Here is a 24,298-nt window from a genome sequence, read left to right on the forward strand (position 1 = left end):
CTAGCAGCTGTCGCCGGTGGCGAACACGTCCCAGATCGTCGCGCTCGGGCCGATGTACTGACTCTCGCCGGCCGGGACGCAGGCGTAGTTGAACAGCGACGGCGGCATCACGACGTGCCAGCGGACCTCCTGCCCGTGGTCGGTGCAGTTCGCCCAGTAGCGGTTGCCGTTGACGGCGTAGCTGCCGCAGATCTCGTCGGCCGGCGCCGCCGGCGCCACGCCCAGCGTCAGGACGACCGCGGCGAGCCCGGTGGCCACCGCGCCCCTGCGCGTCATTCCGGATCCGAACACGGCTCCCCCTCGGAGTAGGCGTCGAGGACCGGGTTGTTGAAGATCTCGTTCAGGTCGTGCACGCCGGGCGCCAGACACGCCGTGTACTGGTTGTAGAGGCCGAGGCCGACCATCGTCACCCACACCGGATGGTCGCCACAGTGGTTGTACATGTCGTCGTTGAGGAAGCCGCCGCCCACCTCGTAGAAGCCGCACGGCGGCGGAACGGCCTGCGCCGACGCGGCCGCACCGCCCGCGACCACGCCTCCCGCGAGCGCCACCGCGGCGGCGGACCTCGCTATCTTGCCCCATGTCATGCCATGACCTCCTGCCGGTCTCAGGACTGTTGCGTGCCTGAGTACCCGGCAGCGGGGCCGATCGACGGAACGGGCGAATCGACCGCCGTCAGGCGCGGCTGCTCTCGTCGCGCAGCCAGGTGCCGTCGGCCCGCCGCGCCCGCAGCCGTGACAGCACGGCGGTGCCGAGGAACAGCGCCACCTTGGGCGCCAGCCGCGGGTCGGCGGCGACGATGCGGCGCAGGTCGCGCCAGCCGGTGCGCGGTTGCGCCCGGGCTGTGGCCGGACGGTCGCCCGCGACCAGCCGGGCGTTGCCGGACATCGCCCGGACGCGGCGGCGCAGCAGGTCCGCGTAGGTGCGCGGCGGGCGGATCTCGACGACGGCGCCGGCGACGATCGCCCGCTCGGCCGGACCGAACGCCGTCGCGACGGCGAGGTCGTCAGCCATGACGTCCTCCCAGGCGCCGAGCCGCTCGTGCCCCTGCTCGGACAGCGCGATGACACCGCGGCCGTACAGTTCGCCGGCGACGTGCGGCAGCCGCTCCCACACGTCGTAGTACCAGCGCACCGGCCAGCCCACGCCGTCCATCGGCAACCGCCGCCGCGGGCCGGCCGCGAGCACGCCGCCGGTGAGCGCGGCGCACAGCACCCGCAGCTGCGCCGTAGGCAGGACGACGTCGGCGTCGAGGTAGACGCGGGGGAAGCCGGCCGCCGCATCGTCGCCGAGCCGCAGCGCGTTGCTCTTCGACGCCACCTCGGTCTCGACGACGCGCACCCCGGCGAACCCGCGGGCGATCGCCGCGGTGGCGTCGGTGCAGCCGTTGGCCACCACCACGACGTCGAACTCGCCGGGCGCCGCGTCGGCGAGCAGCGCCGACAGCGTGCGGCCCAGCACCCGCTCCTCGTTGTGGGCGGGCACGACGATGCTGGTCACGAGCGCGAGTATGGCAGCCCGGCGACGGCGGCAGCGGCGGAGTCCACGTCGGCGGCGTCGAGCCACCAGCCCTGGACCCGTCCGGCCAGCGCCGCGACCGCCGTCCACGCCGCCGCGCCGTGCCGGTAGTGGTTGAACGACGACGACAGCAGCAGCGTCAGCAGGTCGCCCGCGGCCATCGGGCCGAGCGTCGTCGCCGCCGCGCCGCGGCGCACCCCCACGACGTGCGCCACCGGGAGCGCCGCCTCGACCGTGGTGCCGCCGAGCTCCGCGCACGACACCGCGGCCTTGCCCTCGCCGCCGTCGCGCACCGGCAGCCCGAGCGCCTCCTGCGCCCACGGCGTCAGCATGATCGGCCGCGGCCAGCCGCGCACGGCGCCGGTGCCGAGGTCCAGCGCGACCATCTCGTCGGTCAGGTAGCCGAAGCCGCGCCGGACACAGGCCGCCACCATCGTGCTCTTGCCGGTGCCGGACTCGCCGGGGAAGAGGACGGCCACGCCGTCGCGCTCCACCGCACCGGCGTGGAACAACAGCTCGGGCGAACGCTCGACGGCCAGTCGCGCGGCGGCCGCGTAGAGGTCCTCGACGCCGGCATGCCCCTCGGCCGGCACCTCGACGCGCACCCCGATGACGTCGAGCACCACCGGGTCGGTCATGCGTGCGGAGCGCCGTCGACGACGTGGTGGTCGGCGAGCTGGCGCAGCGCCGCGTGCACCCCGGTCCGGATGGTGCCGGCGTCGGCGGCGTACACCCGGGCCAGCTCCTCGACGATGTCGGCGACCGTGCGCCGGCCGTCGAGCAGCCGCCAGACGTCACTCGCGGTCTCGTTCAGCACCAGTGCCGTCTGGGTGGGCTCGTGGAAGAGGGTGACCGCGCCGTCGACATGGAGTTCGCGCACGGCGTGGGCGCGCGAGAGGGGCGGGGGCGCCGTCATGGACCCCAGGGTAGCCAGGCCCGCAACCGGGCGCTCCGGCTCGGGGCGACAAATGGTCAGTTATGCCGTTATGATGCACGCCAGCGCACGGGGGGCGTGCGCATTGACTCGATGGGGCCGATATGCCACACGATGATGTCACCGGGCTCAGCCGCCGGCAGGTGCTCCGCCGCGGCGTCGCCGTCGGGACAGCGGTCTGGACGGTGCCCACGGTCACCGCCATCACGCTGACCCCCGCGAACGCCGCGTCGCCCAGTGGCGAACCGCCGACCGAGCCGCCGAAGCCTCCCACGGAGCCGCCGAAGCCGCCGACGGAGCCGCCCACTGAGCCGCCGTCGAACGAGACGACGCCGCCGCCGTCCACCGAGACCACGCCGCCTCCGTCGAACGAGACGACGCCGCCCGGCAGCACCAGCACGCCGTCGGGCAAGCCTCGGCCGCCCGCCGACGAGGACAACGACGACGACACCACCGCGGGCGGGCTGCCCAACACCGGCCCGGGCGACGTCGCCCAGGGGCTGGCGGTCGGCGGGCTGCTCACGGCGGCCGGCGCGGCCATGTACGTGGCGTCGCGGAAGGAGTCCCCCGCGCCGGGCGACGCACAGCCGGGAGCGACCGTCTGAGGGGCGGCACGCTCGACCAATGAGCCTGGGGGGGCTGCTTCATGGGGGTCTGGGGTGGAGCCCGGCGGCGTGCGACGCCACGGGTGCTGATCGTCGTGCAGAACATCCCGGTGCGGATCGACCGCCGGGTGCGCCACGAGTGCAGGGCGCTGCTCGACGCCGGGTACGGCGTCACGGTGATCTGCCCGAAGGAGACGCCGGACGAACCGGACGTGCACGAGCTGGACGGCATCGTGGTGCGCTCGTACCAGCCGCCGCCGGCGACGTCGGGGCTGGTCAGCTACCTCGTCGAGTTCGTCGTCTGCTGGCTGCGCACGGCCCGGCTGTCGCTGCGGGCGGCCCGCGCCGAGGGCTTCGACATCCTGCAGGCCTGTAACCCGCCGGATACCTACTGGCTGCTCGGCCTGCTGTGGAAGCTGCGCGGCAAGCGGTTCGTGTACGACCAGCACGACCTGTGCCCGGAGGTCTACGAGGCGCGGTTCGGCAAGCGCGGCCCGCTCTACCGGGCCCTGCTGCTGCTCGAGCGGGCCACCTACGCCACCGCCGACCGCGTGGTCAGCCCGAACCCGTCGTACCAGGAGGTCGCGCTCACCCGCGGCAAGGTGCCGATCGGCCGCACCGCCGTCGTCATGAGCACGCCCGACCCGGAGCAGATGAAGGCCGGCCCGCAGCACCCGGAGCTGCGCGGCGGCCGCGAGTTCCTGGTCTGCTACATCGGCATCATGGGCCCGCAGGACGGCGTCGACCGCCTGCTCGACGCCGCCGCCCACTACGTGCACACGCTGGGCCGGACGGACACCCGGTTCGGGCTGCTCGGGTACGGCGACAGCCTCGACGACCTGCGCGCCCAGTGCACGCGGCTGGGCCTGGACGAGTGGGTCACGTTCACCGGCCGGGTCGACCAGGCCGAGCTGGGCCGCTGGCTGTCGACCGCCGACGTCGGCGTGACCCCGGACCCGCCGTGCGAGTTCAACCACCGCTCCACCATGAACAAGACGCTGGAGTACATGGCGCACGCGGTGCCCGTCGTCGCGACGGACCTGCGCGAGACCATGCGCTGTGCCGGGCCGGCCGCCGACTACGTGCCCGACGGCGACCCGGTCGTCATGGCCAAGACCATCGCCGCCCTGCTGGACGACCCGCACCGGCGCGCGCAGATGGGCGCCGCCGGCCGGCGGCGGATCGAGACCGAGCTGGCCTGGGCCGACCAGGCCCGCCGCTACGTCGACCTGATCGGGTCGCTGCGATGACCACCGCGTGCCCCGCCTGCTCCGGGCCGGACCTGCGCACCTTCTACACCGTCGAGCGGGTGCCGGCCGCGAGCTGCCTCATGCTCGACGACGAGGCGGCGGCGCGCGCCTTCCCGGCCGGCGAGCTGCGCCTCGCGGTGTGCGAGAGCTGCGGGTTCGTCACCAACACCGCGTTCGACCCGGCGCTGACCCGGTACGAGGACGACTACGAGGAGTCGCAGGGCTGCTCGCCGCGGTTCCGTGACTACGCGACCGAGCTGGCCGGCGGCTGGGTGCGCCGCTACGGACTGACCGGCCGGACCGTCGTCGAGCTGGGCTGCGGCAAGGGCGACTTCCTGGCGACGCTGATCGCGGCCGGCGTCGGCCACGGCATCGGCGTCGACCCCGCGGTGCGGACCGAGCGGATCGACCCCGCGCTGCGGGCGCGCACGACCTGGATCCCGGGCCTGTTCCCGGACGCGCTGGAGACCATCGACGCCGACGCGGTGGTGTGCCGGCACACGCTGGAGCACATCGCGCCGGTCGGCGCCTGGTTGCGGAGCGTCCGTGCCGCCATCGGCGCGCGCACGGACACCGTCGTCCTGTTCGAACTGCCCGACGTGCTGCGCGTCCTGCACGAGGGCGCGTTCTGGGACGTCTACTACGAGCACTGCTCCTACTTCTCCGCCGGCTCGCTGGCCGCGCTGTTCCGCCGCAGCGGGTTCGAGCCGCTGGACCTGCGCCGCACCTACGACGACCAGTACCTCGTCATTGAGGCCCGCCCGGCGCCGGTCGGCCGGGCCGGCGCCGACGCCGACGATCGCGACGACGTGCTGGCCGCGGCCGGCACCTTCGTGGCCCGCATGGAGGAGACCCGGACGCACTGGCGCGACCGGGTGCGCAAGGTCGCCGCGAGCGGCGGAACCGTGCTGCTGTGGGGCGCCAGCTCGAAGGCCGTCGGGTTCCTCGCCACCCTCGGCGACGACGCCCGGCACGTCGCAGCGGCCGTCGACATCAACCCGCACAAGCAGAACCGCCACCTGGCCGGCAGCGGCCACCGAGTGGTCGCGCCGGACGCGGTCGCCGACCTCGCGCCGGACCTCGTCATCGTCATGAATCCCACCTACGCCGCCGAGATCGGCCGCGACCTGGACGCCCGCGGCGTCCGCACCGCCCTGGAGACGCTATGACCTTCCACCCGTGCCTCGCCTGTGGCGGCGACCGGCTCCGGCCGATCGCCGACCTCGGCCTGACGCCGGTGCTCAACGGCGTGATGTTCGACGACCGCGACGCCGCCCGGTCCGCGGCGCTCGGCCGGCTCGACCTCGCCGGGTGCCCGGACTGCGGGCACGCCGTGAACGTGGCGTTCGACCCGGGGCTGATCGACTACGACGCCGAGTACGACAACTCGCTGCACTTCTCCCCGACGTTCCAGGCCTACGCCGACGACCTCGCCGCCTGGCTGGTCCAGACCTACGGCCTGCGCGGCGGCGTCGTCGTCGAGATCGGCTCCGGCAAGGGCGACTTCCTCGCGTCGATCACCGCGCTCACCGGCGGCACCGGCGTCGGCTACGACCCCAGCACGATGCCCGACCGCGAGATCCCGAACGTGACGCTGGTCAGCGACTACTACCGGCCTGGCCAGGACGTCGAGCCGTACGACCTGCTGGTCTGCCGGCACGTGCTGGAGCACCTGGAGGACCCGGCGGCGATCCTGCGCTCGCTGCGCGCGGCCGCGCCGCCGGACGCCGTCCACTACTTCGAGGTGCCGGCCGCCGAGTTCGACTTCGGCCCCACCGGCATGTGGGACTTCATCTACCCGCACGTCTCCTACTTCTCCGCCGGGTCGCTGCACGCGCTGATGCGCCGCTGCGGGTTCGAGGTCGTGGCATCCGGGCGGTCGTTCGCCGGCCAGTACGCGTGGGTGGAGGTCCGCGCCGGCAGCACCGACCCGGCCCCCGCCGACCCGGCCGAGCACCTCGCCCTGCTCGCCGACTTCGCCGAGCGGCACCACGAGCACGTCACCCGCTGGCGCGACGACATCGCCCGGCACGGCGACCGGACGGTGCTGTGGGGCGCCGGCTCGAAGGGCGTGAGCTTCCTCAACGCCGTCGACCCGGAGGGCCGGCTCACCGTCGTCGACCTCAACCCGCGCAAGTGGCACCGCTTCCTGCCCGGCTCCGGGCACCGCGTCATCGCCCCCGCCGACCTGCCCGGCGAGCAGGTCGCCACCGTCCTCGTCACCAACCCCGCGTACCAGCGGGAGATCACCGGCCAACTCGGCGAGCTCGGCGTTCCCGCCGAGGTCGTCGCGGTCTGAGGTGGCCACAATGTCCGCGACCGCGACACACGCCCAGGCAGGGGGCCCGCGCGGCGGCGCTGTGCCACGTCTCAGCCTCGGCATGCCGCTGTACAACGCCGAGCGCTATGTTGCGCAGGCATTCGATGGCCTACTTGCCCAGGACTTCGCAGACTTCGAGATCATCGTCAGCGACAACGCCTCAACCGACCGCACCTGGGAGATCTGCGAGCAGTATGCGCGGCGTGATCCCCGGATCCGGTTGTACCGCAATCCGGAGAACCTCGGCGCCGCGTACAACTACAACCGGACGGTCGACCTCGCTCGCGGGCCGCTGTTCCGCTGGGTCGCGTACGACGACGTCTGCGCCCCGACACTGCTGCGACGGTGCGTCGATGCGCTCGACGCCGACGCCGACGCGATCCTCGCCTACCCACAGACGATGCTCATCGACGACGACGGTGCGCCCCTCCGCCCCTACCGCGACGGCCTCGACCTGCGCTCAGCCCACGCCTACCGCCGGGTCGCTCAGTACGCCCGCCATTGGAGCCTGTGCAACGCCGTCTTCGGCGTCATGCGGAGCGAGGTGCTGCGCGCAAGCGGGCGAATCCGGCCCTACCCGTCGTCCGACGTGGTGCTGCTCGCGGAACTCGCCGCCCTCGGCCAGTTCCACGAGGTGCCCGAGCGGTTGTTCTTCCGGCGAATCCACCAGGCATCGAGCCGCCAGGGCAGCACGAAGAACCTTGCCACCGTCGCCGCCTGGTTCGACCCGAAGAGAGTGGCGAACACCAAGCCACGACGCATTCAACTCGTGCGCAGGGTCACGGGCACGCTCGCCGGTCTGCCGGCTCCCCTGCCCCAGCGGTTGAGCTGCATCGCGGCCTTCGCCGCGGTTTGGGCTCTGCGGAAGGCGCACATGAAGGCCAGCCGGGTGAAGCACGCGGTCCTCGATCGCGCTCCCGCCGCATCCAGACCCACACGCCGCGCAGGCGCCGACGCCTCGAGGGAGGCCAAATGAACCTCCGTGGACAGCGCGCCCGGAGCCTGGGGCTGATCGCCGTCGGTGTCACTACCGCGGCGCTGCTCATTCCGCCGTTGGCCGTCGCCGAAACGACCAGCATCACCTCGGACGACTTCTCGTCGGGCACCCTGGGCAGCGCCTGGACGGTCGTCGACCCACTGGGGGACGGCACCGTGGCCGTCACGGGTACCGGAACAACGAACGCGCGGCTGACCATCGACGTGCCGGCCGGCACCGAGCACAACGCATGGCGCAGCGCCGACGTGCCGCGGGTGATGCAGTCCGTCGCCGACGCCGACGTTTCCGTCGAGGCGAAGTTCGACACCATGCCGAGCGCCGCCACGCAGGACATGGGTCTGCTCTTCGAGCAGAGCCCGACCACTTTCGTGCGTGTCGATGTGTTCGACGCCGGCGCCGGGCCGCGGCTGTTCGCGTCCAGCACGGTCAACGGCACGCCGAAGACCCGAACCAATCAGGCACTGCCTGACCTGGGGTCGATCCGGCTGCGGGTGGACCGGGCCGGCGACTCCTGGACCGTACATTGGTCGGGCGACGGCCAGTCGTGGACGACGGCCGTCACCTTCACCCAGGCCATCGACCTGTCCAGGGTCGGACCCTACGCCGGCAACGCCGGCGGCACGTCATCCCCCGCCTTCACCGCTGCAATCGACTACGTCTTCGACCCGGCGGCGTCGGTCAGCCCGGAGGACGGCACGGGCTCGGAGCCCGAACCAACGCCGACGCCGACTCCGACGCCAACCCCCACCCCCACGCCAACCCCCACCCCCACGCCAACCCCCACCCCCACGCCGACTCCCGCGCCGGGTTCAGCGTTTGTCTCGGACGACTTCGCCACGGGAGCGCTCGGCTCACGTTGGAGCATCGTCGATCCCGCCGGCGACGGCACTGTGACCCTGACCGGCGCGGGCACCGCCGATGCCCGGCTCGTCCTCGGGGTCCCGGGCGGTTCCGACCACAACCCGTGGCGTAGCGCCGACTCGCTGCGTGCCGTCCAGTCGGTCCCCGACGACGACATCACGGTCGAGGCGAAGTTCGACTCCATGCCGACCCTGAAGAACCAGACACAGGGCCTGCTGTTCGAGCAGAGCCCCGGCACGTTCACCCGGTTCGACGTGTTCCACGACGGCACCGGCCTGCGGTTGTTCGCGTCGAGCACCGTCAACGGCACCGCGAAGAGCCGCCTCAACCAGTCGCTGGCGGCGCTGCCGTCGGTGCGGCTGCGGGTGTCCCGCGCGGGTGACACCTGGACGCTGAGCTGGTCGGCCGACGGCCAGTCGTGGACCACTGCCGCCACCTTCACACAGGCCATCGAGCTGAACCGGGTCGGCCCGCATGCGGGCAACGCCGGCGGCTCGGCGGCGCCCGCGTACAGCGCACTGGTCGACTACGTCTTCGACCCGGCGCGTCCGATCGACCCCGAGGACGGCACCGAACTGCCGCCTGACACCACGCCACCGGTCATCGGCCAGCCCACGGTGACCGCCACCGCCGTCTCGGCCACCGTCCAGTGGACGACGAACGAACCGGCGGGCGGCGCCGTCGATTACGGCCTCACGACGTCGTACGGTTCGACGGTCACCGAGTCCGGTGCCGCGCTGAACCATTCCGTCACGCTGACAGGCCTCGAGCCCGAGACCACCTATCTGTACCGGGTGCGCGGCAGCGACCTCGCCGGCAATCCCGGCGCCCCGGTCACCGGGACGTTTACCACGGCCGCGCCCACCGGCTCCGGCGACGAGATCGACGTCTGGTACGGCCCGCAGCAGTCGTTCGGCACTCCGGCCCACACGCAGCCTTGGGTGAACATCCTGGGTGCGGTGGCCGACCCGGCCAACGTGACCGCGCTGACCTACCGTGTCGACGGCGGCTCGGCCAAGCCGCTGAGCATCGGTCCGGACAACCGGCGGCTGCAGAACCCAGGCGACTTCAACATCGACATCCCGCGGTCGTCGCTGTCGACCGGCCAGCACACGGTGGCGATCAACGCCACCTACCGGAACGGACATCAGGCATCGGCGAATGTCACCGTCAGCGTCGCCAGCCCGGGAGCGCTCTCAATGCCCCGGACGGTGAACTGGTCGGGATCGACGCCGCTACAGAACCAGGGCCAGGTCGTCGACGGCCGCTGGGTCATCTCCAACGGCACGCTGCGGACCGCCACGACCGGATACGACCGGCTGGTCGCGGTCGGGGACCTGCGGTGGACGGACTACGAGGTGACCGTGCCGATGACTGTGCACAGCTTCGGGCCGGGCGCGTATACGCATCTGTCCGGTGCGCCGATGATCGGGCTCGGCCTGCGCTGGCAGGGCCACACGGCGGTCGACAGTTCGCAGCCCGCCTGGGACTGGTTCCCCGCAGGCGCCTACAGCTGGTACCGGTTCTTCGAGGACGGAGCCCGGTGGGAGCTGCGAGGCAACGGGAACTCACCGGTGAAACGCGGCACCCGCGAAGGCAGCGGCATCGCGTTCGGCACCAGTTACACGATGAAGGTCAGGGTCGAGAGCCTGGCCCAGGGCGCGCGGTACTCGATGAAGTGGTGGCGCACAGGTACCGCCGAGCCGGCCGCTTGGTCCGCCACGATCGACGACACCGACAGTGTCGCCAACGGCTCGATCGTGCTGATCGCGCACCAGCTCGACGCCACGTTCGGAGCAGTTCAGATCACGCCCGTTCCCGGATCGCCGTGACCGGACGACCAGACGTGATACGTCGATGACCGCCGAGACCATCGAGCGACAGGCACCGGGACGGCACGCGGCCGGCAGGCGGCGACCGGTCCGGCGTCAGGCGATCCATGACTCGACGGACGACCTGCTGGCCGCACGCTACGAGGCGCGTCGGGCCAAGCCCAAGCGCCACTCGAAGCTGCGTTCGGCCACGATCTGGTCCTACTCGCTGACCATCGGCAAGATGGCCATCACGACCGGACTGTCGCTGGCGTTGGCCGCCATGCTCGGGCCGCGCGCGTTCGGCGTCATCGCGATGGCCCTGGTGTTCACCAACTTCATCGAAATGCTCCAGCAGCAGGGAATGATGCCGGCGATCATCGCCCGCAAGACGCTCTCCAATCTGCATGCCGATACCGCGTTCTGGCTCGTCCTGGGCACCGGGGTCGTCTGCACAGGCCTGGGGCTGCTCGCCGCGCCCTGGTGGGCCGGACTCAACGGGCTGCCCGAGCTCGCGCCGGTGATTCAGGTGCTGGCGCTCAGCGTCCCGCTCAGCTCGTCGGTCGTGGTGCACGAGGCGATCCTGCGCCGCCACCTGGACTTCCGGAAGCTGGCCGTGCGCAGCTGGTCGTCGGTCCTCGCCGGCGGCGTGGCCGGCATCGCCGCGGCGGTCGCCGGCTGGGGCGTCTGGGCACTGGTCACCCAGCAGGTGGTGACGACGGTGACCACCGTCGTCGTGCTCTGGCGGGTGTCGCACTGGCGGCCCCGGCTGCGGTTCAGCAGCGGAGCGGCGAAGGACCTGTGGCGCTACTCCGTCAGGTCGTCGGCTTCCAGCCTCGGGTTGTTCCTCGGTGGCCGCCTCGACGTCATCCTCGCCGGCGCGCTGTTCGGTCCGGTGCTGGTCGGCCTGTACCGGATGGGGCAGCGGCTGACCAGCATGGTCGTCGACGTCACCGCACGATCAATGCAGGCAGTCTCACTGCCCGGCCTGTCCGCGCTGCAGGACGACCAGGACGCCTTCAACGAACGGCTCCTGCGCATGCAACGCGTCACCGCGGCGCTGGCACTGCCCATGCTGGGGATCGTCGCCGGTGTGGCGCCCGCGGTCCAGAGCCTGCTCGGCGGCGAGTGGGCGGGCACCACTGAGGCCATCAGGATCCTCGCCGTGAGCCAGGCGCTCTCTGCCCTGACCCTGCTGCTGGGGCCCGCGCTACAGGCCAGAGGCAAGCCGGGGACTCTTGCCGTGGTGCTGTGGATCTGGGGCGGGCTGGGCGCCGCAGCGCTCCTCACGGCAGCGGCACTCGACGATGCCGCACTGAGCCAGCTCGCTGTGCTCTGCTGGGCCATCGTGGCGGCCTCTGCGGGGGCGGCAGTCCTTCTCCTGGCGGTCGCCTCCCGCACCTTCGGTATCCGCATCACCACGTTTTTCATGATTTTTCTCCCGGCCGTCGGGGCTGGAATCGCCGCTGCGGGCGTCGCCAGCGCCGTCACCTGGCAGCTAGCTACGTCTCCGCTGGTCGCAGCACTGCTCGGCGGCTTGTTAGGCGCAATGGTGTCGGTGGTCGTGCTGGCCGCGCTGGACCCGGTGGTCCGGACCATTCTGACGCCTTTGCTGCAGGTCACGAGCTTGCAACGGTTTGCCGTCCATGTTTCATTGGGCACCGTCACGAAACGGTCACGGGCCCAAGAGACCGCACAGTCGAGAACCCGCAGGGACTGATTCGATGCCCAAGTACGGTGGCAACCCCGCGCGCCGCAGAACGCGCCGCCACATCATCGTCATCACGCTGATCGTCGCCCTCCTGGGCGGAGGCGGCGCGGTGGCCTACGCACTTCAGCCGGACGAGCCCACATCGACCGTCGCAGACGACACCCTCTCCGCAGCGCGCCAGATCGGCGCTCCTGAGCCGAAGCCCACGCGCCACCAGTACTGGAAGCGCGGTTGGCACCGGACGCCGAAGCCAACGGCGACTCCGACCCCCACACCGACGCAGGAACCGACCGAGGAACCTCAGCCGGAGCCGACGCAGTCGGAGGAACCGGAAGAGACGCAGGTGCCCGAGCCAGAGCCGCCCGCCGAGGACGTCGATTACGGGGATTTCCCGACCATGGAGACCACGGGACCTCGCACCTCGGACTTCACGCAGAGCGATTCCCTCTCGTCCGAAGAGAACGGCCAGGTCATCGAGGGCCTGGAAGTCAGCGGCCGCATCCAGATCGAGCACGATGACGTCGTCCTCCGCGATGTGCGCATCAACCACGTCGCACAGGAGAACGGCCAGTACGCGCTGCACATCACCGAGAAGTCCAACGGTGAGTGCCCCCGCAACGTCGTCATCGAGCACATCGAGATCGCCGGCGACACCGACGTGCTGGACGACCGCGCGAAGTCGTTCTACAGCGAGTGTCCCTTCACCATGACGAACTCTCGCGTCTACGACGTCGGCACTGGCCTGCGTTTCACCAACGGCGCGCACATCGAGGGCAACTTCATCCGGGCGAACCACTACAACCCAGACTCCGGCACGCACCGCTCCGGCATGGGCATGAACGGCGGCGCGGATCACGTGATCGTCAACAACACCATCGAATGCGAGGGCCCGGGCTGCTCCGGCGCGTTCGTGATGTACGGCGACTTCGCCCAGGTCAGCAACGTGCTGGTCGAGCACAACCTGTTCAACACCACCGGCTCGTACTGTACGTACGCGGGATCGTTGGACTCCAAGGAGTTCCCGGTGGCCGAGAACGTTCGCTACATCGACAACCACTTCGGTCGGAAGTTCTTCGACACGTGTGGTCGATACGGCCCCGCCGCGGGCCGAGACAGTAATGGGGGGCCAGGCTTTGTCTGGGAAGGAAACGTCTGGGCGGACACCGGCGAACCCGTCGAGTAGCCGCACCACGCTGACCACGGTGAGCGGACCCGCCACGCGGCGGGCTCCGCTCACCGTGGGCGTGCTCGGCGGCATGGGTCCGATGGCGACGGTCGAGGCGTTCCGCCGCATCACCGCGATCACACCGGCGCACAGCGATCAGGAGCATCTGCACGTGTTCGTCGACTCCGACCCGTCGATCCCCGACCGGACCCGGGCGCTGCTCCATGGAGGCGAGGACCCGCGCCCCAAGCTGCTCGCCAGCGGTCGCCGGCTCATCGACGCCGGGGCGGAGCTCATCTGCCTGCCGTGCAACACGTCGCATGCGTTCTACGAGTGGCTGCAGGAGCGCATCGACGTGCCGATCGTGCACATGGTCGACGAGGCCGCGACCGCGGCGAGGAAGCGCGCCAAAGGCTCGTTGTGCGGCCTGCTCGCGACCTCGGGTACGGCCGCGACCGGCATCTACGCGACGGCACTGCACCACGTCGGCCTGGAAATCGCCCTGCCCGGCGCCGAGCACCAGCGGGCCGTGCACGAGTCGATTTCGGTGATCAAGGCCGGCGGGTCGCTCGACGACGCGGCCGCGCTGTGCGCCGAGTCCGTCGATGCCCTCCTCGCCGACGGCGCGACCATGCTGATCCTGGGTTGCACGGAGCTGTCGCTCATCGCCGACCGGCTGGGTCATACTGCACAGGTCGTCGACGCGCTCCAGGCCATGGCGGAGGCCACGGTCGACATCGCGCTCGGCCGGCGCGCGGCCGTGTCCCTCTGACCTGGTGAGGCCATGTCCTACGAGATCCTCCTCAGTTGCGGTTCCGATCGGCCCGAGGACCGCGCCCGACGCCGGGCGACCGTCGGCCGCGCCGCCGGCCTGGTGCCCGGCGCCACGTCGTCGCGCATCGCCGAGACACCCACCGCGACGTGTGCGCTCGTCGCCACCGAGCCGGCCGGTGGCACGCTGGCGGAGTTCCGTGAGGACGCTTCGGGCTCCTTCGTGGCCGTCGCGACCACCGCGCATGGGCTGGCGGTCGCGGCCACGTCGGATGGCCAGCTCGCCGGCGCCGAGGCCGGGCACGTGGGCGTGCACCTGCGCACCGACGGCACGGTGTCCGCCGGCACCGACGGCATGGCGTTCCTGCCCGCCTACTGGGCGGAATCCGACAGCGGCGGTCTGTTGCTCTCGACCCATCTCGCCTCGCTGGTCAGCCTCGGGCTGCCGAACCGCGTCGACGAGCGCGGCCTCCTCGAATACCTCGTGATGCTCCACCCGCTTCAGGAGCGGACGCTGCTCGCCGGCGCCGGACTGCTCGCCCCCGGCACCCACCTCGAGTGGAGTCAGGCCGACGGCGGCCACCGCAAGGGCATGCCGCTGTTCCAGCCGTCAGCCGAGTCCATGTCCGACGACGAGGCCGTCGCGGCCTTCGCGGAAGTCTGGCGCGAGGTCGTCGCCGACGTCCTCGGGCGCAACGCCGGCGCGCGCCTCGCGTTGGGCCTCAGCGGCGGCCTCGACAGCCGCGCCATCGCCGTCATGGCCACCGAGCTGGGTGCGCGGCCGGTGAGCTACACCTATGGCAACGGCCGGAACCGCGAGGCCGTGGTGGCGGCCCGAGTGGCCGAGCGCCTCGGCCTGCCGCACGTGCAGGTTCCGGTCACCGACGATCGCCTGCTGCGCCAGGCGCCGCGCATCGCCGACCGCCTCGACGGAGCGCACAGCCCGGCCGAGATGTACGAGCTGTGGTTCGACGACCTGCTGCCCACGTTCGCGGATGTCATCGTCAACGGGCTGGCCGGCGGCCCGATCTGGGGTGACGACAAGGGGTTGGGTATCACCGACCCGACGCAGGCGGCCGAGCGCCAGTGGCACCGCTACCAGGGCAGCGTCGCCGCCATGGCTCCGTATCTCAGCGACGACGTGCGCGGCGAGGCGCCGGCCGTGATCCGCGACGGCCTCGCGGAGTCGATGGCCGGGTGGGACTTTTCGCAGCGCGGCGACGCCGTGATCTTCTGGAAGCTCGCCAACCGCCAACTCCGGTGGGGCAACATCCTGGTGAACGCTCTGCGCCGGTCCGGGCTGCGCATCGAGGCACCGTTCCTGGACAGCCGGGTCCTGCGGTTCGCGTCGCGGCTCACCACCGACCAGCGCCGCAACGGGACGCTCTACCTGCAGGCCCATCGGGAGCTGTTCGCAGCCACCGCGAACATCGGCCGCAGCGACGACGGCAACAGCCCGCACGGCCTCACCCACGTCTACTGGTCCGGCGACAGCTCATTCCTGGGCCAGCTGTCAGCACTGGGCCGCAGGCACCCGGTGTCCGCGGGCCGCCGCGCCGCGCGGTTCGCGCTGCAGACCGGCGCCGGCCACCTGCGGCAGCGCACGGGGTTGGCTCGACCCGCCGACGTCATCGACAGGCGCGCCTCTGTGTTCCCGGCGGACCTCTGGGCCCGCACGAGGCCGGTCTATGCGCAGCGGCTCGCGACCTTCCTCGAAGCAGCGCCGCCGAGCCCGCTGCTCTCCGAGTCCGCGATCGCGAGGGCCGCGGCCGAGCTGCGCGCCGGGCGGTCGCCGTCGGACCCGCTGCTGCTCGCGAAGGTCGCCACTGCCAACCACTGGCTCGCCGACTACGCGACCCGTGCGGCCGCCGTCAACGGGGCCGGCTAGCCACGCAAGCCGCCGGTCAGGCCGATCGAGGGATGCGGCCGCGCAGCAGCGCCACGAGCGCAGCCCGGTGCGTCGGGCGGCCCAGCGCGGCGCGAACCGCCTCGTTGAGCACGACCACGCACCAGTAGGCGGCCGACGCGATCGGCCCGTGCCGCTTGCGGTAGAGCTTCGTGCGGTTAACGGCCAGCACGCTCCACAGCCACGGCGATCGGCTCATCTCACCGCCCGGGTGAACGGCGACGGCGTCGGGCACGTAGCTGAGGTGGTAGCCGGCGTCGCGCGCCCGCAGCGCGTAGTCGGTCTCCTCGGAGTAGAGGAAGAACTCCTCGGACCAGAGCCCGACGGCGTCGAAGGTGCGCCGCGAGATGAACATGGCCGCGCCGGTGGCCCAGTCGGCGGTGGCGCCGTGGACGTAGTAGGCCGGATCGCGGATCATGTCGCCGAGCCGGGGGAAACGCGCTGCTCGGTGCCCGCCGAGGACTGCCTCGCCCACGGCGCGCAGCAGCGTGGGCTCGCGACGCAGCGAGAACTTGAGATTGCCGGACGTGTCGAGGATCCGGGGGACCGCGACACCGATCTCGTGGCTGCCGGAGACCTCGTCGAGCAGGCTGCGGACCGCGCCCGCGGACAGGACGGCGTCCGGGTTGAGGACGAGCACGCCGCGTTCCCCCACACCCTGTCGCAGAGCGACGTTGAGTCCGGCGCCGTAGCCGAGATTGCCCCCCGCGTCGACGACCACGGCCCACGGCGCGAGTGACCTGACCAGGTCCGGCGTGCCATCATCCGACGCGTTGTCGACGACGACGACGCGCGCCGAATCGATGCCCTTCAGCGCGGTCGGAAGCGATTCGAGGAAGGGCTCGACGATCGCCGCGCTGTTGTAGGTGACCGCCACGACGACCACCTCCGGCTCTGTCCCGGCGCTCGCCGCGGCGACGGCGTCCGGCACGGCCAACACAGAGCTCACCACGTCGCCGGCTTTCCGGCCAGCCGCCTCATCCGGTTGCGGACTGTCTTCGCCTTGCGCCGCCAGCCGCGGTAGGCGTTCGGGTTCAGCGACGCCGTCTGCAGGACGTAGGCGCTCTGCCGCAGCTGGGCGAGCCAGTCGTCGACCGTCTGGACGCCGTTGGCCTGCGCCGAGAGCGGCATCCGCGCGGCCAACTCGGCGTCGGTGCGCACCAGCGTGTGCGGCGAGCGCGGGTCGTCCATGTGGTCCTCGGGGACGAACGGGTAGTAGTAGCCGTTGACGCCGCCGACGCGGGCCACCCGCAGGCAGTACCCGGTGAACGACTCGGTCTCGCCGAGCACGCCGAGCCGCTCGACGTACGAGCGGGGCATCAGGTAGCCGCTGCCCTGGACCCACAGGTTGCGCATCAGCTGGTGGCCGTCGCGGAACGTCTCGATCTTGCGCTGCGCCAGTTCCGGCCGGAAGTCCTCGTCGGGGTGGCGCCAGCTGCCGATGACGCCGAAGTCGGGGTTCGCGTCGTGCGCGGCGGTGAAGGTGTCCAGCCAGCCGGGTTCGACCAGGCAGTCGTCGTCGACCTTGGACACGAACCGCGCCTCGGACTGCGTCCACAGCCAGGACGTCGGTGGGCGCAGCCGCACGTTCTCGCGGCTGTGGTGGTAGCGGTACACGCGGGGGTCATCGCGGTACGGCCGCAGCGCCTCGATGGTGGCCTCGTCGTCGCCGTTGTGCCACAGCCAGACGCGGTCGTCCGGGCCGCAGGTCTCGAGCAGCCGCGGCAGGCTGAGGTGCAGGTACCCGGCGCTCTTGTAGGTGATCATGACGATGTCGGCGCGGTGACCCATCACGCCACCTCCCGCATCGGGCGCGGCTCGGGCTCGCGCAGCCGTTTGGCCTTGATCCGGCGCAGCGTCCCGGCCGTCGACCGGAGCTTGTCGCGCCAGCCCAGCGCCAGCCAGAGCCGGAACGACGGCAGGCCCGCGTAGTCGGGCGCGGGCAGCCCGGCCAACCGCATCGTCCGCACCCGGGCCCAGACGGCGCCGCGGGTCGCGGCGAGGTTCGGCTGCGACTGCGGCAGCCGCTCCAGCGGGATCGGGCCGCCCTCGACGGCGCCGTCGCGCAGCGCCGCCTCGAGCGCGGCCCGGCCGGCCTCGGTGCGGACCACCACCAGCGAGCGCCCCGGCTCGCCGTCGCGCACCGTCCGGTACCAGGGGTCGCCGACGGCGAGGTCGGCGAACTCGCTGGTGTGGTCCGGGCAGATCATGCAGCGCCACTGCCGGTGCTTCTGCAGGGTCTCGCCCCACGACTCCTCGTAGCTGAACGACGGCGTCCGGCCGTCGCCGGTGCGCAGCCGGAACCGGCCCGGCCAGCCCTCGCCGCGGTAGTCCAGCTTCGTGACGTCGTCGGGCTCGACGCCGAGGCGCCGGACCACCTCCTCAGTGCCCTGGGTCGTCGGCGTGCCGGCGCAGAAGATGCCGATGGTCAGGCCGACCTTCGCGCCCAGCGACGGCCGCAGCCGCGCCGCCTGCCGGGTGGCCGCGATGTCGCACGGCTTGCCGACGACGACGCTGCGGCCGTCGGCCTCCTCGACGAGGTCCAGCCGCTCGCCCGGACTGGCCGGCGAGTACCGCGACCCGGCCGCGGCGACGATGTCGGCGTACGTGCGGTTGCGGACGGTCTCGTTCTCCAGCGGGGCGTCGGCGCGGGCCTGCACCTGCAGGACGCCGGTGGCCGCCCCGGACGTGACGGCGTGCGCGGCGAGTGCGCTGATCACGCCGCCGGACGAGCCTCGGTGCCGCACCTCCGGATCGGTGGCCCAGCACTCGTAGAGCGCCAGGACCGGACCCCAGCTGCCGCCCAGCGGAGCGCCGTCGAGCGCGCCGGCCTCGTGCTCCAGCCGGGCGCCCGGGCAGGCCGCGAGCGCCGCGCCGGCCACCCGGCCGTTGACGCTGGCGATCGGCAACGGCCGCCGTCCGGCGCCGGGCACGTCGGCCATCCGCAGTGCGTCGGGCTCGAGGAACGCGCAGGTGCCGCAGCCGCTGCACAGGTGCGCGTCGACGACCTCCTGGATCGAGCCGGGCCTGGTGGTCACGCGATCGCTCCCCGCCGGTCGGCGTCGTGCCGCCAGCCGAGCACGTCGTGGACGATGTCCGCGAGCTGCCCGCGGGCGCGGTCGACGACGCCGGGCACGGTCTCGGCCAGCAGGTCGCGGCTCGTGGAACGCGCGTGGAACGAGGCCGTCATCGCCTCGACCGCGGCCGGCCCGGCGACCTCGCGCGCGTCGGCGACCTGGGCGCCCATGCCGCAGGTCTCGAAGACACCCAGCGTCTTGAGGCTGTAGGCGTAGCCGAAGGCCGGCACCCGCGACGACAGTGCGCCGATGGTGGCGTGCATGCGGCTGCCGGCGAACCAGTCGCACCGCGCGATGCACCACTTCAGCTCGGCCGCGTCCAGCTCGGGCGGCACGACGGCGGCCCGCTCGCGCTCGGCGGGGGTCAGCTCCCCCAGCACCTGCTCGATGGCGGCGATGTCGCTCTCGCCCTGGCCGCCGGGCACCTGGACGTGCGGCACCAGCAGCACCCGGGCGCCGGCCGCGATCAGGGCGCGGACCAGCTCCGTCATCGTCGCGACGTAGTCGCCGGCCAGTCCGAACCGCTCCCGGCCGGCGGCGTCGCGGAGCAGCCCGCTGACGTTGACGCCCGCCACGACCTCGTCCGCCGCCCACGCCTCGACGACGTCCGCGACGTGCGCCGCCGGGCGGCGCGGCCGCAGCGCGAACGCGACGTCGACGCCGTCGCGCAGCCGGGAGGTGTCGGCGCCTGGACCGGCCAGTTCGAGCAGCCGCTGGTAGCTGTGCGGATCACGCGCGTAGGCCAGCGACGCCGAGCGGATCAGCCGCTGCGCCAGCACCTGCCCTTCGGGGGTGTCGAACGGGCCGTACGTCTGCGGCAGCAGCACCAGCGGCCGGCCGGCCCGCACGGCGGCCAGCTTCGGCGCGGCGACCGAGTTCAGCCGCACCGGTCCGTACAGGTCGGTGAAGCTGTCGCCGCCGCTGATGTCGGCGACGGCGTCGGCACGGGCGATGCGCGTGGCCACCGGGTTGCCCCGTCCGCCGAAGGCCTGCGCGACCCGGATGCGCGCCCAGCTCTCCGGCCGGTGCCAGCGCCGTGACGTGCGGACGCCGGCGAACTCCACCGTCGTGGACGGGTACCGCCCTGACGTGTCCGGACGCACGCCCCAGCCGTCGTCGAACGCGGTGACCTGGCCGCCCGGTGCGACCGCGTCGATGACATCGAGTACCGAACGCCCGAGCGCTTCGACGCCTCTGTTGCCGTTGCCGATCGACGCGCCGGCAAGACAGAGTCGTATTCCCTCCACGTGGCCCCCCCACAGTGCAAGACACTGCAAGTATGTCCGACATCGTCGAATGATGCGACTGTTCCGCTTTGCCGCGCTGGTGATCCACGCCTACCATGGAGCAGGCCTCGTGACGAGGCAGCACGTGCTGGGGGGCAATACGTGGACGTCTGGCGAATCACTCTTGCGGCCTTGCGCCGCTGGTATGTCCTGCTGCCGCTACTCGCCGTCACCGGCGTCATGGCCATCGGGGCCGGCAACCGGGTGGCTCCAGAGTACGAGGGGCAGGCCGGTGCCATGATCACGCCCGAGCGGATTCAGGGCGAGGTGGCCAACCCGTACGGCAGCATCACCAACGCCAACGAGGCGCTGGGCATTGTCCTCAACAGCGTCGACAGCCGCCGCACCATCATGGAGCAGGGTCTCTCCGCGTCCTACGAGATCGGCGTCGCCTCGCGAAGCACCATCCTGCAGGTCTCGGTCCGCGCGGACAGCCCGGAGGTGGCCATCGCCACCGGCCAGGCGGTGCTCGACCTCGCCGCGCAGGAACTTGCGACCCGGCAGACCGACGCGGCCCTGCCTGCGGAAGCGCAGTACACGCTGGCGGTACTCGACCCGCCCGCTGTCACGGCCATCGTCGACACAGGGTCAGTTCGAGTCCAGGCCGTCGTCGGTGTCCTCGGTGCCGGGGTGTCGCTACTGGTGGCCGTCCTCTTCGACGACATCGTCGGGCTGTGGAAGCGGGCCCGCGCGAGGGGCTCGCGGCGAAGCGCGAAGCGGGCGCGCGATGAGAAGGAGGCGGCGTCCGACACCGCTGCGGCCGTCGCGGAACCGGCGGAGCCGAGCACCGACGCCGTCGACGACCCCGTCTCCGCCACCGAAGAGCCCGAGGCACCGCGGTCACGCGACCTTCCACGCCGCAGGTCCGAGCCGGCGCCGGCCGGACCGCGTGGGCCGAACGGGAACAAGCACAGCGACCACACCGGCCTGACGACCGCCAGCCCGAGCATCAACAGTGCGCTCATCAACACCAACGAATGGGTGTGGCCCGGCGACCAGAGCCTCGAGGAGGCGATCGCGGCCGAAGAGGAGCCACGGCGGCGGCGCAACCCGTTCTTCGACCCGGAGTTCACGAAGCGGCAGCTGGAGAAGAAGTCCAAGCGGAAGGACGCGCCGGAGCCCGCTGAGGATGTCGAGTCCACGTCCGGCACCACGACGTCCTCGGGCGCCGCGCAGCGCCCATGAGCGTCGCACCGGGTCCGGCTCAGACCCGTGTCCGGCGAGCCAAGCGGTCGGCTTGGCGCCCGGTGCTACTGCGCGAACCCGACCGTCTCGTCGCGGCCCGCACCACCTGGGCGCCCGCGGTCCTCAAGGCGCCCAGCACGCTGACGATCCTCGTCGTCTTCGTCGCGCTGCAGTTCATGATCCCTGCCCGGTTGGTCATCGGGGGATGGGGGCCGTCGGACGCCCGACTGTCGCCATAGGGATCCTCCTGGCATTCCTCTGGGCACTCTCGGTGCTGCGCGGGCGGGGCCAACTGCCTGGCGGGTCGCAGCCGATCCGCTGGGTCATCGGGCTCTACGTTGCCGTGCAGCTGTTCGGGTACGCGGTCGGCTTCGACCGCGGCCTGCCCGGCATCGAGGCGAGCAGCGCCGATCGCTGGCTGATCCTCACCATCGCGATGGCCGGCCTCAGCCTGGCCATCACCGACGGCCTCCCCACACGTGCCGCGCTCGACCGGTTCCTGTTGGCGCTGGTCGGGTTCACCGCGGTCATGGCGTTCATCGGCATCCTGCAGTTCCTCCGCATAGCCGATCTCACGCAATACCTGCGGTTGCCAGGGCTGCGCAACAACGCCGACCTCATCGGCATCGGCGAGCGCGGTGGTCCGGGCTTCGCCCGCGTGGCGTCGACAGCGACGCACTACATCGAGTTCGGCGTAGTCCTCTCCATGGTCTTGCCACTGGCAATCCATTACGCGCTGTTCGCGACAACCAGACGCCAGCGCCGACTGCGCTGGTTCGCGGTCGTGTTGATCGGCTCCTCCATTCCGTTCTCGCTCTCGCGATCCGCCACTCTGGCCGTCACCCTCGGGATGGTCCTGCTCGCGACGGTATGGCCGTGGCGACACCGGTACAACGCGGCGGTCATCGGCGTAGGCGCCACCGCAGTGTTCACCGTCGTACAACCAGGTGTCCTGGGCACCATCCGGTCGCTGTTCACGAACGCCAACAACGACCCCAGCATCCAGAACCGGTTGTCCGACACCGAGTACGTCATGAACCTCTGGGGCCAGCGGCCCTGGATCGGCCGCGGCGCCGGCACCCTCATCCCGGACGAGTACATCCTGCTCGACAACCAGCTCTACGGCACGCTCCTGGTGGGTGGCGTCATCGGGCTGGCCGGTCTGGTGATCTTCTTCCTCGCGCCGTACTTCGTCGCCCGCAGCATCCGGCTGCGCGGCGCGGACCAGGAGACGCGGCACCTGGCCCAGGCGCTAGCTGTGATCATGCCGGTCTGTCTCATGGTGAGCGCGACCTTCGACTCGTTCTCCTTCGCGACGTTCGTCGGGGTGCTGTTCATCGTCGTGGGAGCGATCGGCGCCCTGTGGCGGCTCGACCATGAGTCACCGCATGACCGGACCCTGCAGATCGCGGCGCCCGGCGACAAGTACGTCGCGACGCCGTGGATGGCCCGCTGGCGCCCCGACGAAATCAGAAGGTCAGCGTCGCCTTGGCGACGGTGAACGCCTCGGCGTAGCGGCTGCGGCACTCCATGCCGCGCAGCCGGAGCAGGCCGAGGAACAGCTCCTCGTCCCACCAGTCGCGGCCGGCCTGGGACGGGAAGCTGTCGTCGAGCAGGTCGACCTTGCGGCGGGCCACCTCGGCCGAGATCGGCACGTAGTGGTTGACCGGGCCGAGGTCGCCGTCCCACTTGGGGATCTCGTAGCCGAGCACCAACGCGTCGCGCCAGACGGTGGGGACCAGCTCGGCGATCAGCCGGTGGTCCTGGTGCGCGTCGTCGCGGCGCGGCGCGAAGACGACGTCCGGGCGGCGCAGGGTGCGCGCGGCGTCCTCCAGGGTGTCCTTGACGTCGTCCCAGGCGGCCGGGAGCCGGCCGTCGCGCAGGCCGGCGACCCGGACGTCGACCGCGGCGCCGGGCAGGAACCGCTCGGTCGCCTTGAGCGCCTCGTCGCGCCGCTCGCCCGCGCCGGTGAGGACGAGGGCGGTGGCCCGCACGTCACGGGCGGTCGCCAACGTCAGCAGGGTGCCGCCGCAGCCGATCTCGATGTCGTCCGGGTGCGCGCCGAGGCACAGCAGCTCCAGCTCGCCGGGCGGCAGCGTCAGCGGCATCACGGCGCGGTCCGCCAGAGCTCCCAGGGCGCCGAGCCCCGCTTGTGCAGCTCCTCCAGCATCGTGCGTTCCTTCAGGGTGTCCATCGGCGCCCAGAAGCCGTCGTACGGGACGGCCAGCATCCGCCCGTCCTTGGCGGCCCGGGCGCACCCGTGCATCACCAGGTCGTCGCCGGGCTCGAGGTAGTCGAAGATGCTCTGGCGCAGCACGAAGAAGCCGCCGTTGATGCGCACGTCCATGTCCTCGGCCGGCAGGAACCCGACGATCTTGGAGTCGGCGTCGACGTCGACGACGTGGAACGAGTGGTGCGGCCGGACCGTCAGCATGCTGCCGACGTCGTCGGTCGCGAGGAAGCGGTCGACGATGCGGTCCATCGGGGCGTCGGTGAGCACGTCGCCGTAATTGGCGAGGAACACCTCGTCGCCGTCGAGGTGGTGACGTACCCGGCGCAGCCGCTCGCCGATCTCGGAGTCCATGCCGGTGTCGGCGAACGTGATGCGCCAGTCGCTGATGTCCGAGCCCAGCAGCTCGACCCGGCGGCCGCCGTCACTGAGCACGAAGTCGTTCGACGCCGTCTCGCGGTAGTCGAGGAAGTAGTCCTTCACCGACTGCGCGCCGTAGCCGAGGCACAGGATGAACTCGGTGTGGCCGAAGTGCGCGTAGTAGCGCATGACGTGCCACAGGACCGGTCGGTCGCCGACGGTCATCATCGGCTTCGGGGCGGTGTCCTGGCCGCTGCGCATGCGCATGCCGTACCCCCCGCAGAACAGCACCACCTTCATGGGTCCCCCCG

At 71.8% G+C, this 24,298-nt stretch carries 24 protein-coding genes; 13 read left to right on the top strand and 11 right to left on the bottom strand.

The genetic code is table 11. The features are described from left to right. The 5 genes from BLU82_RS24400 to BLU82_RS24420 form a co-directional block, all read right to left on the bottom strand. Nucleotides 1-276 (bottom strand): hypothetical protein, encoded by a 276-nt coding sequence (locus BLU82_RS24400; protein ID WP_157741233.1) that lies wholly within the window; start codon nucleotides 274-276, stop codon nucleotides 1-3. After that, nucleotides 273-587: a DUF6355 family natural product biosynthesis protein gene (locus tag BLU82_RS24405; RefSeq protein WP_157741234.1), complete on the bottom strand. Its 315-nt coding sequence runs from the start codon at nucleotides 585-587 to the stop codon at nucleotides 273-275. The genes BLU82_RS24400 and BLU82_RS24405 overlap by 4 nt, the downstream gene beginning before the upstream one ends. Nucleotides 588-675: 88 nt before the next feature. Continuing rightward, on the bottom strand, nucleotides 676-1,500 hold the full coding sequence (locus tag BLU82_RS24410) for a glycosyltransferase family 2 protein (protein ID WP_092623598.1): 825 nt from the start codon (nucleotides 1,498-1,500) through the stop codon (nucleotides 676-678). Continuing rightward, nucleotides 1,497-2,156 (bottom strand): hypothetical protein, encoded by a 660-nt coding sequence (locus tag BLU82_RS24415; RefSeq protein WP_092623599.1) that lies wholly within the window; start codon nucleotides 2,154-2,156, stop codon nucleotides 1,497-1,499. The genes BLU82_RS24410 and BLU82_RS24415 overlap by 4 nt, the downstream gene beginning before the upstream one ends. Beyond that, complete coding sequence (locus tag BLU82_RS24420; protein WP_092623600.1) at nucleotides 2,153-2,434, bottom strand: PqqD family protein; 282 nt, start codon at nucleotides 2,432-2,434, stop codon at nucleotides 2,153-2,155. The genes BLU82_RS24415 and BLU82_RS24420 overlap by 4 nt, the downstream gene beginning before the upstream one ends. Nucleotides 2,435-2,556: 122 nt before the next feature. Here BLU82_RS24420 and BLU82_RS24425 point away from each other — a divergent pair, with 122 nt between their 5' ends. The 10 genes from BLU82_RS24425 (at nucleotide 2,557) to BLU82_RS24475 (ending at nucleotide 15,831) form a co-directional block, all read left to right on the top strand. Further along, entirely contained in the window at nucleotides 2,557-3,057 is a 501-nt protein-coding gene (locus BLU82_RS24425; RefSeq protein ID WP_157741235.1) for an LPXTG cell wall anchor domain-containing protein, read from the top strand. Nucleotides 3,058-3,140: 83 nt separating this feature from the next. Beyond that, complete coding sequence (locus BLU82_RS24430) at nucleotides 3,141-4,307, top strand: glycosyltransferase family 4 protein (RefSeq protein WP_231947576.1); 1,167 nt, start codon at nucleotides 3,141-3,143, stop codon at nucleotides 4,305-4,307. Continuing rightward, on the top strand, nucleotides 4,304-5,476 hold the full coding sequence (locus tag BLU82_RS24435; RefSeq protein ID WP_092623602.1) for a class I SAM-dependent methyltransferase: 1,173 nt from the start codon (nucleotides 4,304-4,306) through the stop codon (nucleotides 5,474-5,476). Before BLU82_RS24430 ends, BLU82_RS24435 begins: the two co-directional genes overlap by 4 nt. Continuing rightward, a complete protein-coding gene (locus BLU82_RS24440; protein WP_092623603.1) occupies nucleotides 5,473-6,606 on the top strand; it encodes a class I SAM-dependent methyltransferase in 1,134 nt (377 codons plus the stop codon). The genes BLU82_RS24435 and BLU82_RS24440 overlap by 4 nt, the downstream gene beginning before the upstream one ends. Before the next feature lie 10 nt (nucleotides 6,607-6,616). Further along, nucleotides 6,617-7,603: a glycosyltransferase gene (locus BLU82_RS24445; protein ID WP_255367086.1), complete on the top strand. Its 987-nt coding sequence runs from the start codon at nucleotides 6,617-6,619 to the stop codon at nucleotides 7,601-7,603. Then, nucleotides 7,600-10,317 (top strand): fibronectin type III domain-containing protein, encoded by a 2,718-nt coding sequence (locus BLU82_RS24455; RefSeq protein WP_172885695.1) that lies wholly within the window; start codon nucleotides 7,600-7,602, stop codon nucleotides 10,315-10,317. The genes BLU82_RS24445 and BLU82_RS24455 overlap by 4 nt, the downstream gene beginning before the upstream one ends. A gap of 25 nt (nucleotides 10,318-10,342) precedes the next feature. Continuing rightward, nucleotides 10,343-12,016: an oligosaccharide flippase family protein gene (locus tag BLU82_RS24460; RefSeq protein ID WP_092623607.1), complete on the top strand. Its 1,674-nt coding sequence runs from the start codon at nucleotides 10,343-10,345 to the stop codon at nucleotides 12,014-12,016. Between the two features lie 4 nt (nucleotides 12,017-12,020). Then, nucleotides 12,021-13,190 (top strand): right-handed parallel beta-helix repeat-containing protein, encoded by a 1,170-nt coding sequence (locus BLU82_RS24465; protein ID WP_157741238.1) that lies wholly within the window; start codon nucleotides 12,021-12,023, stop codon nucleotides 13,188-13,190. Between the two features lie 19 nt (nucleotides 13,191-13,209). Then, a complete protein-coding gene (locus tag BLU82_RS24470) occupies nucleotides 13,210-13,944 on the top strand; it encodes an aspartate/glutamate racemase family protein (RefSeq protein WP_157741239.1) in 735 nt (244 codons plus the stop codon). Between the two features lie 12 nt (nucleotides 13,945-13,956). After that, entirely contained in the window at nucleotides 13,957-15,831 is a 1,875-nt protein-coding gene (locus tag BLU82_RS24475; RefSeq protein ID WP_092623610.1) for an asparagine synthetase B family protein, read from the top strand. 16 nt (nucleotides 15,832-15,847) lie between these two features. Here the strand turns inward: BLU82_RS24475 and BLU82_RS24480 are convergent, their stop codons facing one another. Genes BLU82_RS24480 through BLU82_RS24495 form a run of 4 tightly spaced genes read right to left on the bottom strand, consistent with a single transcriptional unit; the run spans nucleotide 15,848 to nucleotide 20,173 of the window. Further along, nucleotides 15,848-16,789 (bottom strand): glycosyltransferase family 2 protein, encoded by a 942-nt coding sequence (locus BLU82_RS24480; RefSeq protein WP_197682436.1) that lies wholly within the window; start codon nucleotides 16,787-16,789, stop codon nucleotides 15,848-15,850. A gap of 5 nt (nucleotides 16,790-16,794) precedes the next feature. Further along, entirely contained in the window at nucleotides 16,795-17,640 is an 846-nt protein-coding gene (locus BLU82_RS24485) for a glycosyltransferase (protein WP_092623611.1), read from the bottom strand. Beyond that, entirely contained in the window at nucleotides 17,640-18,887 is a 1,248-nt protein-coding gene (locus tag BLU82_RS24490) for a Coenzyme F420 hydrogenase/dehydrogenase, beta subunit C-terminal domain (RefSeq protein ID WP_197682437.1), read from the bottom strand. Before BLU82_RS24490 ends, BLU82_RS24485 begins: the two co-directional genes overlap by 1 nt. After that, nucleotides 18,884-20,173 (bottom strand): polysaccharide pyruvyl transferase family protein, encoded by a 1,290-nt coding sequence (locus BLU82_RS24495; RefSeq protein WP_157741240.1) that lies wholly within the window; start codon nucleotides 20,171-20,173, stop codon nucleotides 18,884-18,886. Before BLU82_RS24495 ends, BLU82_RS24490 begins: the two co-directional genes overlap by 4 nt. Nucleotides 20,174-20,344: 171 nt before the next feature. Here BLU82_RS24495 and BLU82_RS24500 point away from each other — a divergent pair, with 171 nt between their 5' ends. The 3 genes from BLU82_RS24500 (at nucleotide 20,345) to BLU82_RS24505 (ending at nucleotide 22,898) form a co-directional block, all read left to right on the top strand. After that, nucleotides 20,345-21,397: a hypothetical protein gene (locus BLU82_RS24500; protein ID WP_092623613.1), complete on the top strand. Its 1,053-nt coding sequence runs from the start codon at nucleotides 20,345-20,347 to the stop codon at nucleotides 21,395-21,397. A 62-nt stretch (nucleotides 21,398-21,459) separates the two neighbouring features. Further along, complete coding sequence (locus BLU82_RS34420; RefSeq protein WP_157741241.1) at nucleotides 21,460-21,636, top strand: hypothetical protein; 177 nt, start codon at nucleotides 21,460-21,462, stop codon at nucleotides 21,634-21,636. Next, nucleotides 21,603-22,898 (top strand): O-antigen ligase, encoded by a 1,296-nt coding sequence (locus BLU82_RS24505; RefSeq protein ID WP_157741242.1) that lies wholly within the window; start codon nucleotides 21,603-21,605, stop codon nucleotides 22,896-22,898. The genes BLU82_RS34420 and BLU82_RS24505 overlap by 34 nt, the downstream gene beginning before the upstream one ends. On the opposite strand, the gene BLU82_RS24510 is transcribed toward BLU82_RS24505, so the two are convergent. Both BLU82_RS24510 and BLU82_RS24515 read right to left on the bottom strand, forming a co-directional pair. Beyond that, a complete protein-coding gene (locus BLU82_RS24510) occupies nucleotides 22,867-23,505 on the bottom strand; it encodes a PIG-L deacetylase family protein (protein ID WP_092626239.1) in 639 nt (212 codons plus the stop codon). The two genes, BLU82_RS24505 and BLU82_RS24510, sit on opposite strands and share 32 nt — an antisense overlap. Then, the gene (locus tag BLU82_RS24515) at nucleotides 23,505-24,287 is read right to left on the bottom strand and encodes a sugar phosphate nucleotidyltransferase (RefSeq protein WP_092623615.1); all 783 of its coding nucleotides are present in this window, start codon (nucleotides 24,285-24,287) and stop codon (nucleotides 23,505-23,507) included. Before BLU82_RS24515 ends, BLU82_RS24510 begins: the two co-directional genes overlap by 1 nt. Between the last annotated feature and the right edge of the window lie 11 nt (nucleotides 24,288-24,298).

It is taken from the genome of Jiangella sp. DSM 45060 (assembly GCF_900105175.1).
Lineage (GTDB): Bacteria > Actinomycetota > Actinomycetes > Jiangellales > Jiangellaceae > Jiangella.

Coding starts and splice junctions, on each gene's coding strand:
- BLU82_RS24400 (WP_157741233.1), bottom strand. CDS start 276: ATGACGCGCAGGGGCGCGGTGGCCACCGGGCTCGCCGCGGTCGTCCTG.
- BLU82_RS24405 (WP_157741234.1), bottom strand. CDS start 587: ATGACATGGGGCAAGATAGCGAGGTCCGCCGCCGCGGTGGCGCTCGCG.
- BLU82_RS24415 (WP_092623599.1), bottom strand. CDS start 2,156: ATGACCGACCCGGTGGTGCTCGACGTCATCGGGGTGCGCGTCGAGGTG.
- BLU82_RS24420 (WP_092623600.1), bottom strand. CDS start 2,434: ATGACGGCGCCCCCGCCCCTCTCGCGCGCCCACGCCGTGCGCGAACTC.
- BLU82_RS24425 (WP_157741235.1), top strand. CDS start 2,557: ATGCCACACGATGATGTCACCGGGCTCAGCCGCCGGCAGGTGCTCCGC.
- BLU82_RS24435 (WP_092623602.1), top strand. CDS start 4,304: ATGACCACCGCGTGCCCCGCCTGCTCCGGGCCGGACCTGCGCACCTTC.
- BLU82_RS24440 (WP_092623603.1), top strand. CDS start 5,473: ATGACCTTCCACCCGTGCCTCGCCTGTGGCGGCGACCGGCTCCGGCCG.
- BLU82_RS24445 (WP_255367086.1), top strand. CDS start 6,617: ATGTCCGCGACCGCGACACACGCCCAGGCAGGGGGCCCGCGCGGCGGC.
- BLU82_RS24455 (WP_172885695.1), top strand. CDS start 7,600: ATGAACCTCCGTGGACAGCGCGCCCGGAGCCTGGGGCTGATCGCCGTC.
- BLU82_RS24460 (WP_092623607.1), top strand. CDS start 10,343: ATGACCGCCGAGACCATCGAGCGACAGGCACCGGGACGGCACGCGGCC.
- BLU82_RS24465 (WP_157741238.1), top strand. CDS start 12,021: ATGCCCAAGTACGGTGGCAACCCCGCGCGCCGCAGAACGCGCCGCCAC.
- BLU82_RS24475 (WP_092623610.1), top strand. CDS start 13,957: ATGTCCTACGAGATCCTCCTCAGTTGCGGTTCCGATCGGCCCGAGGAC.
- BLU82_RS24485 (WP_092623611.1), bottom strand. CDS start 17,640: ATGGGTCACCGCGCCGACATCGTCATGATCACCTACAAGAGCGCCGGG.
- BLU82_RS24505 (WP_157741242.1), top strand. CDS start 21,603: ATGGGGGCCGTCGGACGCCCGACTGTCGCCATAGGGATCCTCCTGGCA.
- BLU82_RS24510 (WP_092626239.1), bottom strand. CDS start 23,505: ATGCCGCTGACGCTGCCGCCCGGCGAGCTGGAGCTGCTGTGCCTCGGC.
- BLU82_RS24515 (WP_092623615.1), bottom strand. CDS start 24,287: ATGAAGGTGGTGCTGTTCTGCGGGGGGTACGGCATGCGCATGCGCAGC.